At 34.2% G+C, this 13,183-nt stretch carries 13 protein-coding genes; 2 read left to right on the top strand and 11 right to left on the bottom strand.

Annotated features, from left to right (window positions below; translation table 11 throughout):
- Positions 1-29: 29 nt before the first annotated feature.
- Positions 30-257 (top strand): hypothetical protein, encoded by a 228-nt coding sequence (locus OQH62_RS02005; protein WP_266013129.1) that lies wholly within the window; start codon positions 30-32, stop codon positions 255-257.
- A gap of 67 nt (positions 258-324) precedes the next feature.
- Here OQH62_RS02005 and actP read toward each other — a convergent pair whose 3' ends face one another.
- The 6 genes from actP to OQH62_RS01975 are packed head-to-tail and all read right to left on the bottom strand — an operon-like array spanning position 325 to position 7,697.
- Entirely contained in the window at positions 325-1,971 is a 1,647-nt protein-coding gene (gene actP, locus OQH62_RS02000; RefSeq protein ID WP_266013127.1) for a cation/acetate symporter ActP, read from the bottom strand.
- Positions 1,972-1,980: 9 nt separating this feature from the next.
- Positions 1,981-2,307, bottom strand: a complete 327-nt coding sequence (locus OQH62_RS01995) for a DUF485 domain-containing protein (protein WP_266013125.1) — start codon at positions 2,305-2,307, stop codon at positions 1,981-1,983.
- Between the two features lie 22 nt (positions 2,308-2,329).
- Positions 2,330-3,781, bottom strand: a complete 1,452-nt coding sequence (gene prpD, locus OQH62_RS01990) for a 2-methylcitrate dehydratase (protein WP_266013122.1) — start codon at positions 3,779-3,781, stop codon at positions 2,330-2,332.
- Between the two features lie 9 nt (positions 3,782-3,790).
- Entirely contained in the window at positions 3,791-4,918 is a 1,128-nt protein-coding gene (locus OQH62_RS01985; RefSeq protein ID WP_266013119.1) for a citrate/2-methylcitrate synthase, read from the bottom strand.
- On the bottom strand, positions 4,915-5,793 hold the full coding sequence (gene prpB, locus OQH62_RS01980) for a methylisocitrate lyase (protein WP_266013117.1): 879 nt from the start codon (positions 5,791-5,793) through the stop codon (positions 4,915-4,917). Before prpB ends, OQH62_RS01985 begins: the two co-directional genes overlap by 4 nt.
- Positions 5,790-7,697: a propionyl-CoA synthetase gene (locus tag OQH62_RS01975; protein WP_266013115.1), complete on the bottom strand. Its 1,908-nt coding sequence runs from the start codon at positions 7,695-7,697 to the stop codon at positions 5,790-5,792. The genes prpB and OQH62_RS01975 overlap by 4 nt, the downstream gene beginning before the upstream one ends.
- Positions 7,698-7,933: 236 nt before the next feature.
- Between OQH62_RS01975 and OQH62_RS01970 the strand changes: the two genes are divergently transcribed.
- Entirely contained in the window at positions 7,934-8,857 is a 924-nt protein-coding gene (locus OQH62_RS01970) for a hypothetical protein (RefSeq protein WP_266013113.1), read from the top strand.
- A gap of 65 nt (positions 8,858-8,922) precedes the next feature.
- On the opposite strand, the gene mreC is transcribed toward OQH62_RS01970, so the two are convergent.
- Genes mreC through fabZ form a run of 5 tightly spaced genes read right to left on the bottom strand, consistent with a single transcriptional unit; the run spans position 8,923 to position 13,165 of the window.
- Positions 8,923-9,669 carry a rod shape-determining protein MreC gene (mreC, locus tag OQH62_RS01965; protein WP_266013111.1) on the bottom strand — a complete coding sequence of 249 codons (747 nt, stop codon included), beginning with the start codon at positions 9,667-9,669 and terminating at the stop codon, positions 8,923-8,925.
- Positions 9,662-10,699 carry a rod shape-determining protein gene (locus tag OQH62_RS01960; RefSeq protein ID WP_266013109.1) on the bottom strand — a complete coding sequence of 346 codons (1,038 nt, stop codon included), beginning with the start codon at positions 10,697-10,699 and terminating at the stop codon, positions 9,662-9,664. Before OQH62_RS01960 ends, mreC begins: the two co-directional genes overlap by 8 nt.
- Positions 10,700-10,714: 15 nt before the next feature.
- On the bottom strand, positions 10,715-11,941 hold the full coding sequence (gene clpX, locus OQH62_RS01955) for an ATP-dependent Clp protease ATP-binding subunit ClpX (protein ID WP_266013107.1): 1,227 nt from the start codon (positions 11,939-11,941) through the stop codon (positions 10,715-10,717).
- Positions 11,934-12,725 carry an acyl-ACP--UDP-N-acetylglucosamine O-acyltransferase gene (gene lpxA / locus OQH62_RS01950; RefSeq protein ID WP_266013105.1) on the bottom strand — a complete coding sequence of 264 codons (792 nt, stop codon included), beginning with the start codon at positions 12,723-12,725 and terminating at the stop codon, positions 11,934-11,936. Before lpxA ends, clpX begins: the two co-directional genes overlap by 8 nt.
- A complete protein-coding gene (gene fabZ, locus OQH62_RS01945) occupies positions 12,725-13,165 on the bottom strand; it encodes a 3-hydroxyacyl-ACP dehydratase FabZ (protein WP_266013103.1) in 441 nt (146 codons plus the stop codon). The genes lpxA and fabZ overlap by 1 nt, the downstream gene beginning before the upstream one ends.
- Positions 13,166-13,183 lie beyond the last annotated feature (18 nt).

The following is a 13,183-nucleotide window of genomic DNA, read 5'->3' as shown; positions in this document are numbered from 1 at the left end:
AGAAAGTTGAATGATTTTTTAGGAAAATTTTGCGGGTATTTGATTTTTCAAACTTTTACGAAATACAGAATTCTTATACTATAAAACATCACAATTTTTTAGGTGTTAAAGGACAGAATCCAGATTATGAGTATTATTTAGAAACAGGGTTTTATAATGCTAAAAGCAAAAAAGAATTTGTTGTAAAACATCTTTTTTACCTTTGTGTTTCTTGCTCAACATATAAGTATCTTGCAAATTATCGGCGGTATTTTTAATTATAATGGCAATTTTTTTCCACGAAATTCACTTTCAAATCAACCAAAACACTAAGTCTTAAAAGACTTAGTGTGTTAAGGCGTTGTTTGCTCCTATACCTGTTTTTGCTCTAAAATCAAAGTCTTTAAAATTCTTTCTGTCAATAAAACTTCTTTCACTTTTATCCGTGATTGAAAAGAACCATAATAAAAAGAAAGTAAGAGGGATTGAAAAGATGGCAGGGTGATCATAAGGAAAAAGAGCTTTTTCAAAACCAAAGGTTTTCACCCACATAGAAGGGCTTAAGATAACAAAACAAACAACAGCTACAAGTCCTAATAAGCCACCTAAAAACACTCCTCTTGTGGTCAAACCTTTCCAGTAAATACAGAGTAAAATAATAGGAAAATTCACACTCCCTGCTATACCGAAAATAAGACCTACCATAAAAGCTACATTTTGATTTTCAAAAACAAAGCCTAAAAGTATGGAGAGTATTCCTAAAATAATTGTTGCTATCTTGCTTACTTTCATTTGACTTTTGCTTTCGGCTTTTCCGTTTTTAAAAGTTTGAGTGTATAAATCGTGTGCTATTGCCCCAGCTCCACTAATGCAAAGTCCAGAAACTACAGCTAAAATTGTTGCAAAAGCAACAGCAGAGATGAAGCCAAGTAAAATGTTACCACCTAGAATTTGGGCTAAGATAATGACGACCATATTTGAAGCGCCATTAAAATTACCACTAGAATCGATATAACGTGCATCACCTAGAACAAAGGCTATAGCCCCAAAACCTAAAATAAACATCAACAAGAAAAAATATGCTATAAAACAGGTAGCCCAAAAAGCTGACTTTCTTGCCTCTTTTGCATTTGATACCGTGAAAAATCTCATAAGAATATGAGGCAAACCAGCTGTTCCAAAAGTAACTGCAAGTCCTAAGGATAAAGTCGCAATAGGATCTTTAAAAAATACCCCAGCTTTCATTATGGCTTCACCTTTTGGATGGTTTGCAATAGCTAAATCAAAATAATATTTTAAATCAAAATTTGAAATGTATAGTATAAGCAGTGCCATAAAACTTGTGCCTCCGAGTAAGAGCGAGGCTTTGATGATTTGTACCCAAGTAGTAGCGTGCATTCCTCCAAAGATCACATAAGCCATCATTAAAAGTCCCACTAAGATAACAGCAAGAGAATAGGGCAAACCAAATAAGGTTTGTATGAGTTGTCCAGCACCGACCATTTGAGCAATCAAATACAAAATTACTATGCACAAGGTACTTAAAGCCGCAACAATTCGTATAGGTTTTTCAGCCAAACGCAAAGCAATAACATCTGCAAAAGTAAATTTTCCTAAATTTCTAAATCTTTCTGCGATTAAAAATAAAATTACAGGCCAAGCAATAGTCCAGCCAACAGGATAAATAAGTGCATCAAAACCATAAGAAAAAATGAGAGCTGTTAATCCTAAAAACGCTGCTGCACTCATATAATCTCCGCTAATAGCTAAACCATTGTGAAATCCTGAAATTCCACCGCCAGCTGTAAAAAAACTTTCGGTAGAATTTGTTTTTTTACTGCAATAATAAGTGATAACAAGAGTAGCTACAACAAAAAGTGCAAACATTAAAACCGCAGTAAAATTAAAAGAGCTTTTTGTAATTTCTCCTTCTGAGTCAAAAGCTGCAGCAAAAGCTATGCTATTTAAAATCAAAAAAATAAATGTTTTCATTTTTTACCCTTATAAATTCTGCTTAGTCATTCTTGCAAGAAGTTCTTCTTGCTTGCTGTCTAAGAAATAATTTACAACAAAACTATAAATTCCAGTTCCAAGCACTCCAAGCAAAATGGAGCATACACCAAAAACTATCCCTAACGTGATAGCCGAATCTCCAATTCTAATGCTTAAAAATTCAGGAAAGAATCCAACAAGAATTAAAAAAGAAAAATAAGCACCTAAAATAACAGCAGTTAAAAACAAACAGAAGCGCATTTTAAAACGTGTAAAAATTTCAAATTCTTTAAAAGCAAGTTCCTTGTCGTTTATTGTGTCAGCATTTTCATACATAATAGCTTTCCTTTCATACAATTTAGAGAGCAAATAAATCGCTAAATTCATTAAAATTGGTGTTTTCTAAATTTTTTTGATTTGCACAAAGTTCCTCAATGAGAGCACACCGTTTCACATCAAATCTTGTTGCAAGATTGTTTTTAAATTTTTCAATGAGTAAAGGAATGCCCTCATCTCGTCTTCTTTTGTGTCCTATCGGGTATTCTACTTCGATCTTTTCGCTCTTTGATCCGTCTTTATAAAAGATCTGCACAGCATTTGCTATACTTCTTTTATCGCTTTGGAGATATTCTTTTGTATATCTTTCATCAACTTCTACAACCATTTTTTCGCGAAGTTTGTCTATTCTCTCATCTTTTGCTACATTATCTTCATAATCATCAGCCACCAAACGCCCAAAAATCAAAGGCACAGCCACCATATATTGTATGCAGTGATCTCTGTCTGCTGGATTTGCTAACTGGCCTATTTTGTTTATTATCCTATGTCCTGATTCTTGTGTTGTTATGATGATTTTTTCTATTGTCTCTAAGCGATCTTTTACTTCATTATGAAGTTTTAAAGCAGCTTCAACAGCTGTTTGGGCGTGAAATTCGGCAGGAAAAGAAATTTTAAAGAGTACATTTTCCATTACATAAGAGCCAAATTCTTGCGGTATAGTAAGTTTTTGCCCTTTCATTTTTACATCTTCATAGCCCCAAAATGTAGCACTTAAAGCGGAAGGGTATCCCATTTCTCCTGTTTTTGCTTTTAAAGCTAAATCCACTCCTCTGCTTGAAGCATCTCCAGCAGCCCAACTTTTTCTTGAGCCTGTATTTGGAGCGTGGCGATAAGTTCTTAAAGCTCCACCATCTATAAAAGCGTGAGAGAGTGCATTTCTAATTTCTTCAAAAGAGCAGGTTAAAAGTTTTGCAGCGAGTGCACTTGAAGCTATGCGGACAAGTAAAACGTGATCCATTCCAACTTTATTAAAGCAATTTTCTAAAGCTAAAATTCCTTGAATTTCGTGAGCTTTTATCATAGCCTTTAAAACACAACTAACTTTTAAAGGCTCTTTACCTTCACTAATATTTTTGCGACTCATATAATCAGCCACAGCCCAAATTGCTCCTAAATTATCACTAGGATGTCCCCATTCAGCTGCAAGCCAAGTGTCGTTAAAATCAAGCCATCTTACCATAGTACCAACATTGAAAGCCCCGCGCACAGGTTCAAGTTGATAAGAAGTGCCCGGAATTTTAGCTCCCAAAGGTCTAAATTCAGCTCCAGCAACGCTAGGACCTAAAAGCTTTGTGCAAGCAGGATATTTTAGTGCTAAAAGCCCACAACCTATGGTATCCATTAAACAATACCTTGCAGTTTCAAGGGCTAAGTCGCTAGTAATTTCGTATTCATCTACATATTTTGCTATTTTTGTTAAAAGTTCATCAAAGTCAGGTCTTTTCGCATCAAGTGTCCCCATATCGCTCATCTTTTCTCCTTATCTTTCATTTATTTTTACAAATTTTCTAGGCTTTGGCCCTATGTATTGACTGTTTGGGCGTATGAGTTTGTTGTTTGCTCTTTGCTCTTTTATGTGAGCACTCCACCCACTTACCCTACTCATTATAAAAATGGGAGTGAAATAATCTGTTTTTATTCCCATAAAATGATAGGCTGAAGCACTATAAAAATCCGCATTTGGTGGTAATGATGGTCTTTTTTCTTTCATCAAATTTTCTATTGCTTCGCTTACTCGAAAGATTAAAGTATTTTCTCCTAAGCGCTTACTCCATACCTTAATCAAAGCATTTCTAGGATCTCCTCCAAGCCCATAAATTCTATGCCCAAAACCCATTAAAAGCTCTTTATTTTCAAGCTTAGCATTAACTCCTTTGATAGCATCTTCAACGCTTGAAAAACTTTCTATCAAATGCATCGCTGCTTCGTTTGCTCCTCCGTGTAAAGGTCCTCTTAACGCACCAATGGCTGCTGCTATGGAGCTAAAAATATCACTTTTTGTTGAAGCACAGATTCGTGCTGTAAAAGTTGAAGCATTAAATTCGTGTTCTGCATATAGAATCAATGAACATTGCATAGCTTTAATGAAATCTTCTTGAGGTTGTCGTTCAAGGAGTTTTTCTAAGAAATAGCCTGCTATGCTTTCTTGTTTTGAAGAAAAATCAATCTCTTTCTTATTATTTGTATAGTGATGCCAATAGCAAAGCACAGAAGGTAAAATTCCTAAAAGTCTAATAATTTTTTCATCTTGATTAGTACAATCTTCTTTTTCAGGTTCTAAACTTCCTAAAGCTGCTACGGCTGTTTGCATTACATTCATAGGATGGGCTTGTTTTGGTAAAGCTCTTAATACAGCTTTAAGTTCATCGTTTAAATTCCTTTGTGCTTGAATTTTTTTCTTGTATTCTTGTAAGGCTGCCGTGTTTGGAAGTTCTTGAAATTGAAGTAAATATGCTACTTCTTCAAATTCGCAATTTTGTGCTAGATCTTCGATACTGTATCCATAATAATTTAGCCCATTTCCCAATCCACAAGTACAAATTGCACTTTCTCCAGCTACGACTCCTGCTAAACCACCTGTTTTTTTCTTTGTTTGATTTTCACTCATTTTTTTTCCTCTTTTTTAAAAAGTTCATCAAGTTTATTTTCGAATTTGTAATAATCCAGCATTTCATAAAGCTCTTCTCTTGTTTGCATAAGATCTAACACTTCTTTTTGATGCCCTTTTTTAAGTATGCTTTCATAGACTAAAGCAGCAGCTTTGTTCATTGCCCTGTTAGCTGAGAGCGGGTATAGTACCATTGAAATGCCTGAATCTTTTAATTCTTGTGTTGTAAAGTACGGCGTCTTTCCAAATTCTGTAATATTTGCCAATACAGGTACTTTGATAAGTTTTGTAAATTGTGAGTATTCTTCTAAAGTGTGTATCGCTTCTGCAAAAATCATTTCAGCCCCTGATTCAACATAAGCTAAAGCCCTTTCAATAGCTTTTTGTTGTCCTTCTATGGCGTGAGCATCGGTACGAGCCATCACAATAAAATCATTGTCAATTTTTGCATCCATAGCCGCTTTTATTCTGTCGCACATTTCATTTATGCTTACAAGTTCTTTATTGGGTCTGTGTCCGCATCTTTTTTGTGCTACTTGATCCTCTATATGAACAGCAGCTGCTCCTGCACGTATAAGCTCTTTAATTGTTCTTGCTATGTTAAAAGCACCTCCAAACCCTGTATCTGCATCAACTAAAAGAGGGGTATCAACTCGTGAGCTAATGCGTCGTACATCAATGCAAACATCTTCTAAGCCAACTATACCAAGATCAGGAAGTCCATAACTTGTACTTGCAACTCCGCTTCCTGAAAGATACAAGGCTTTATGTCCCAATTTTGTTGCTTGTAGAGCTGAATAGGCATTGACAGCTCCAACTATTATCAAAGGAGAATTTTCTTTTAAAATTTGTCTAAATCTTTTTCCCGCACTCACTGACTTCCTCCTTGTTTTGGATACCCTAAGGCATTAATAGCTTTTTTACAATTTTCTAAAACTTTTATATCTTCAATGGTTGCAGGAACATTTAAAGGAAGTCCATCTGCAATTTCTCGTAAGTTTTTTCTTAGGATTTTTCCACTTCTTGTTTTTGGTAAAGCTTCAACAACAGTTGCTATTTTAAAAGCTGCGACAGCACCTATTTCGTGTCGCACTAAAGAAACTACCCCATCAATAATGCCTCTATGATCTCTTTCTATTCCGCTTTTTAAAACTATAAAACCCATAGGAAGTTCGCCTTTTAACTCGTCATTAACTCCAATGACAGCACATTCTGCTACATCGGGATGTTTGGCAATTATTTCCTCTATTTCACCGGTTGAGAGTCTGTGTCCTGCAACATTGATAATTCCATCCATTCTGCCCAAAACATACACATAACCATCTTTGTCAATGTAACCGGTATCACCTGTTAAATAATAGCCCGGAAATTGATCAAGATAGCCTCTACGGTATCTTTCATCATTTTCCCAAATTCCCATTAAACACGCTGGAGGTAAAGGAAGTTTTAAGCACAAGGCTCCTTTTTTTCCAGAAGGAAGCTCTTTTCCATTTTCATCTAATACTTTAAGATTAAATCCGGGCATTGCTTTTGTAGGGCTTCCAGCTTTTATAGGCAAGAGTTCAAGTCCTACAGGATTAGCTGCTATTGCCCAACCTGTTTCAGTTTGCCACCAATTATCTATGACAGGTTTTTTTGTGATTCTTTCTATCCATTTGAGTGTATCGCTATCACATCTTTCTCCAGCTACAAAAATAGTTCTTAGACTTTCAAGATTAAATTTTTTTATCCATTCTGCTTTAGGATCCTCTCTTTTGATAGCCCTAAAAGCTGTAGGAGCGGAAAAAAGTACATTTACTTTATACTCACTGATAATTCTCCAAAAAGCTGATGGATTTGGTGTTCTTACAGGTTTACCTTCATAAACAATAGTCGTACAACCATTCATCAAGGGACCATACACTATGTAAGAATGTCCTACAACCCAACCTACATCAGAAGCAGTAAAAAAAACATCACCGGCTTTTGCATTATAGATATTATCCATAGACCATTTCATAGCCACTGAATGACCTCCATTTGAGCGAATCACTCCTTTTGGTGAGCCTGTTGTTCCAGAAGTGTAAAGAATGTAAAGAGGATCAGTAGCTAAAACAGGCACTGGATCTACGGGTATAGCTTTTTCTTCTTCACTCTCCCAATCAACATCACGCCAAGGAAGCATATTTGCTTTATATTGCGGTCTTTGCCAAATAAGACAAGTACTTGGTTTATGGCTCGATTTTTTAATAGCCTCATCTAAAATAGGTTTATATTCTATAATGTTGCTTACTTCTATGCCACAACTTGCACTGATAACAAGACGCGGTTTTGCATCTTCTATTCTTGTAGCAAGTTCGTGTGCTGCAAAACCGCCAAACACAACGCTATGAATTGCCCCAAGCCTTGCACAAGCTAACATTGCTATAACAGCTTCAGGAATCATCGGCATATAAATAACAACTCTATCGCCTTTTACCACTCCTTTATTAGACAAGATTCCAGCGACTTTGGCAACCCTATCTCTGAGCTGTTTGTAGGTATATTTTTTCTTTGTATCTGTTACAGGAGAGTCATAGATTAAAGCTAACTGTTCTCCTCTTCCATTGTGAATATGTAAATCGAGCGCGTTATAACAAGTGTTCATACATCCACCAACGAACCATTTATAATGTCCATCGCTATCATCAAGCACTCTATCCCATTCATTATACCAATGCACTTTTGTGGCAGCTTGTGCCCAAAAATCTTCAGGAGTTGTTAAAGATTTTTGATAAATTTCATTGTAAATCCCACTCATAAAACTTCCTTTCAATGATGATATAGGAAACATTATAAGAGTTTTGCAAAAAAAAGAAAAGGTTATGTTTTATAACATTTTGTATTGTTTCAAAACGAATAAAAATATTTTTGAACAATTTTTTAGCAATTTTTAGTTGTTTGTCAAAAATATTTGCTAGAATTTTCTTAAAATAAACAAGTTTATTGCAATTAATTATTACATAATGTAACATTTGGAGGATTTGGGATAAAATTATGTTTAATTCAAAAGAAAGATTGCTTGAAATTTTTAAAAAATCAGATTTGAGTATGAGCAAATTTGCAAATATACTTCAAAAAGATAGAAGAACAGTTACAAAATGGCTTGATGATAGAGAAGAAAAAGAGCTTGATTTTGAAAGTAAAAAGAGAATTTGTGAATTTTTTCGTTATCCTTTGGAAATTTGGGAGAGTGAAAAAGATGAATTTTACTCAATGCTACATAAAATTAAAAATGATGAAATTCGCATTATTAGCGAAGGATATGCTGAAGGTTTAAAATATATCTTTGAAAATGAAAGCGAAGGATCCCTTATTTTACATCCTGCTTTTCCAAATCCTGCTTATAGAGATTTTATAGCTCCTTCTGTGTATCATAATTTTGATAATGATGAAGCTCGATTCTACCGTATAAAAAGAGGTGAAAAAATGAGAAATTACTCTTTTATGGCAAGTGAGTGGTATTCTATAAAATCTTTACTTGAATTCTGTTTTTCTCCTTTGGGTAATTTTTACACAAGAGAGCAGAAACAAGCAATTTTAGACTTAATGATACAAATTTTTAAAGATAATCTTAATAAAAACTTATATTTTTTTGATTCTTATGATAAAAAAATTTATGGTTGGGATATGTTTTATCTTTCTATAAATATAAAGAATAATTCTTTGTTTTTTAAAGTACCTTTAGAAATGATGCTTGTGGAGATCAAAAATGCAACTCTTGTCAAAAAAATTCATCATTATTATACCAATGCAAAACACTGTCCAATTCATATTAACCCAAAAGAATCGGTTATGATAATGGAGCTTTTACTAGAATGTTTAAATCAAAATCTTAGTCTCCAACAAAGTTGTATTTTTCTTGATGAAAAAACGGAATATGGAAAATTATTTTTTAAAAGTTTAAGTGTTGATTTGTAACGAAATTACATATTGTAAAACTTATATAGTAATGTATTAGAAGCACAAATATCTAAAATTTTGTTTTAAAATTTATCAACTATGTATAAATATGAAGGTGTGTTTAATTCGGCATACGGTTTTACTTCAACGCTTTTATACATGTCCTCATTGTTGATTTTGCTTACTATACCTACGGGTATTCCCGGAAAAAAAATATTATCAAGACCGCTTGTTAGAATTTCATCATTAATATCTACTTCTGCCCATTTTGGGATATAACGAACAACAACCATTCCATTTTTTCCTTGTATGAGTCCCGGGGATTTATTTTTTCCTATATAAACAGAGAAAATACATTTCTCATCGCCTTGTAAAAGAGCCATAGCTCTTCCATCTTTGTTGATAGCAATACCTGCTGTGTATCCATTATAGATCAAGCCTTTAATTTTAGCAGATTTACTTTCAAACAAATTAAGCCAAAGTTTTTTATAGTCATTAATCTGTACATAAGAAATGGTTTTTACTAAAGAAATGTGCGGAAAATATTGAGTGGAATTCTTATCTTCTAGTAGTCTGTTAAGTTCATTGGCAAAGGTTGTAGCTAAGATGCTTGTACGTTCTAATTCCTCATTCCTTTTTTTTAAGAGGCTAATTTGTTTAGCTTGATTAAAATGTTTAGAGATTGCATTTGCGATATAATCTTTTGCTTCATAAATATTTTCTATGATGAAATTATTTACAGAAAGAACATTTTTTTTAATAAATCCTCCATAATAAAATGAAATCAAGACTAAAAAGACTAGAATAAGAATATAATGGATTTTATTCATTTGTAAGCTGTTGCAATAATATAATCTCCTCTAAAGCTTTGCCTGTTCCTTTTGCAACAGCAAGAAGCGGTTCATCAGAAACATAAACAGGTAAACGTACAACTTCGGAAAGATATTTATCAAGTCCTCGAATTAAAGCACCGCCTCCTGTTAAAACAACACCATTTTCAACAATATCTGAAGCTAAATCAGGTGGCATCATTTCAAGTACCATTTTTAAGGCATCTGCCACTTCTTTTAAATACTCTCTCATTGCTTCTCTTACATCTTCGCTTGTAAGTTCTATTCGGCTAAGCAATCCGCTAACCTGATCTCTTCCTTTTACAATTATAGAAAGTTCTTTTGGAAGTTGTATGGCTGAACCTATTGCAATTTTAATTTCTTCTGCGGTTCGCTCACCGATAACAAGATTGTATTTTTCTTTAACATAATTTATAATACTCATATCAAGTTTATCTCCAGCTGTACGTATGGATTTAGAAATAACTAAACCACCTAAAGAGATGACTCCGATCTCAGTTGTTCCACCACCAATATCTACGACTAAATTTCCTTTAGGCTCTTGTATAGGTAAATTTGCTCCAATAGCTGCTGCCATAGGTTCTTCTATTAAAAAAACCTCTCTAGCTCCAGCACTCAAAGCACTTTCTTTCACAGCTTTTCTTTCCACTTGAGTAAGACCATAAGGGACAGAGATGATGATTCTTGGTCGCAAAAAACTTTTTCTACGATGTGTTTTTTCTATAAAATAGCGAATCATTTTTTCAGTCATATCAAAATCAGCTATAACACCATCTTTCATAGGACGAATGGCTTCAATATTACCCGGAGTTTTTCCTACCATTTCTTTTGCTTCTTTGCCTACAGCGAGTATTTTAGCTTTACTTCCATATCTTTCTCGTTCTACTGCTACAACTGAGGGCTCGTTAATAACTATTCCTTTATCTTTCACTAAAACTAAAGTGTTTGCAGTGCCTAGATCTATTCCCATGTCACTTGAAAAAAATCCTATAAGCTGGTCTAATATCATTTTATATCCTTCAATTTAACTGATTTTTCTTTTTACAAGCAAGGCTTTGGCACCCTCGCAAACTACTTCTTTTGTAATGATAATATCATAATCCTTATATTCGGGCAGTTCAAACATCAAATCAATCATTATTTCTTCGATAATACTCCTTAATCCTCTCGCTCCTGTTTTTCTTTCTAAAGCTAGTTGAGCGATTGCCTGTAAAGATTCTTTTTCAAATTGTAAATTGACTCCATCGATAGCGAAAAGTTTTTGATACTGCTTGATAATAGCATTTTTTGGTTCGCTTAATATTCTTACCATATCCTTTTCATCAAGTTCGTTTAAACAAGCGATGATATGCAAACGTCCTATGAGTTCTGGGATTAAACCAAAATGTATCAAGTCATCAGGTTCTATATTTTCTAAGAGTTTTTTTTCAGTGTTTTCATTTTTCTCATCAAAAAAGCCTACAATTTTATCGCCAATTTTGCGTTTAAGTATGGTTTCGAGTCCATCAAATGCTCCACCGCAAACGAATAGAATATTTGAAGTATCAATTTGGATAAAGTCTTGATTTGGATGTTTTCTTCCACCTTTTGGTGGTATGTTCACTACACTTCCTTCTATAATTTTAAGCAAAGCTTGTTGTACTCCTTCGCCACTCACATCCCGAGTGATTGAACGATTTTCGCTCATTCTAGCGATTTTGTCAATTTCATCAATAAAAACTATACCTTTTTGTGCCTTTTCTATATCACCATCTGCTGCTTGTAAAAGTCTAGTAAGGATATTTTCGACATCCTCACCCACATATCCAGCTTCTGTAAGTGAAGTTGCATCACAAATAGCTAAAGGAAGGTCTAAAAATTTTGCTAAAGTTTGAGCAAGTAGAGTTTTTCCACTCCCTGTGGGACCTACTAGGAGAATATTTGATTTAGAAAGTTCAGTGTCATCATTTTCTAAATCGCTACGAAATAAACGTTTATAATGATTATAAACGCCTACACTAAAAATTTTTTTTGCCTTTTCTTGCCCTATAATATATTTGTCTAAATAGGCTTTGAGTTTTTTTGGAGTGAGAGTTTTAAAGTCTATATGTTCTTGATGTTGAGGTTTTTTGAAAGCTTTTTCTTCACCAAAAATAATACCATATGCTCCTTCAACACAGTACTCGCAAATGAAAGCATCATCGTGTTCATTTGCTAAAATTCTTCTTCCTGTATTTTCATTTTCAGCACAAAAACTGCATTTTCTAGCCATTATTTTTTCCTCTATACACAGGGATTCCGCGTTTGGTTTCTAGTATGAAATGACACATTTTGCGAACATTTTCATTGCTTTCATTTTGAAGCAAGATTTTTGCGTTTTCTTTTAAATCCCCTTGTCTAAATAGCATTCTATAAGCCTTAGTTAAAATTTCTACTTGTTCTTTATCAAAATGGCGACGAATTCCTACCAAATTTAAACTTCTAATACTAGCTCTGTTACCTTCTGCTAGGCAAAAAGGTACTATGTCTTGCGAAAGCGCAGAACCTCCTGCTATCATCGAATACTCCCCAATTTTGACAAATTGGTGAACAGGGGTAAGACCCCCGATAACGACATATGACCCTAGTTCTATATGCCCACCTAAAGTAGCATTATTAGCTAAAATTACATTATCGCCTAAGAGGCAATCGTGAGCTATATGCGAGTAAGCCATAATGAAAGCATTATCGCCAATGCGAGTAAAACCATCGCCTTTTGTTGTACCTGAATTGATTGTAACAAATTCTCTAATAGTAGCATTTTTTCCTATTATTACACCTGTTTTCTGTTCGTCTTTATAGGAAATGTCTTGAGGTATATCGCCTACAATAGCATAAGAAAATACCCGAGAAAAATCTCCAATAGTAGTATCTGAAAGTATCCTAGCACCTTGTTTAATAACAACTTTATTGCCTATTTTAGCTTCTTTACTCACATAGGCATATGCTTCTATGACAACATCATCGCCTAAAACAGCCCCATCTTCAACAACAGCACTTGGGTGTACTTGTCTCATTATTTATCCACTATCATAGCTTTTAGCTCAGCCTCAGCGACTAAATTTCCATCTACAAAGGCTTTACCTTTAAAAATCCACATACTCCCGCGATTTTTCATTACTTGCATTTCATAATCAAGTCTATCACCGGGGCGTACAGGATTTCTAAATTTTGCTCCGTCTATACCTGTAAAATAAACCACTTTATTTTTTGGATCAGTTTTGTTTTCCATGCTTTCAAAAGCTAAAACGCCACCTGTCTGTGCCATTCCTTCTAAGATAAGTACGCCCGGATAAATTGGATGTTGTGGGAAATGCCCTATAAATATTTGTTCATTTATACTAATATTTTTATATCCTTTAACACATTCGCCTTTTTTGAGTTCGGTAATTCTATCGACAAGTAAAAAAGGATATCGGTGCGGTAAAACCATCTGGATTTGCATCGTGTCTATCATTCTTTTTAAAAGACCTTT

It is taken from the genome of Campylobacter sp. MIT 21-1684, from assembly GCF_026241315.1.
In the GTDB taxonomy this organism is placed as follows: Bacteria; Campylobacterota; Campylobacteria; order Campylobacterales; family Campylobacteraceae; genus Campylobacter_D.
Note: the sequence above shows the minus strand (reverse complement) of the source record. Positions and strands in the feature narration are given on the sequence as shown.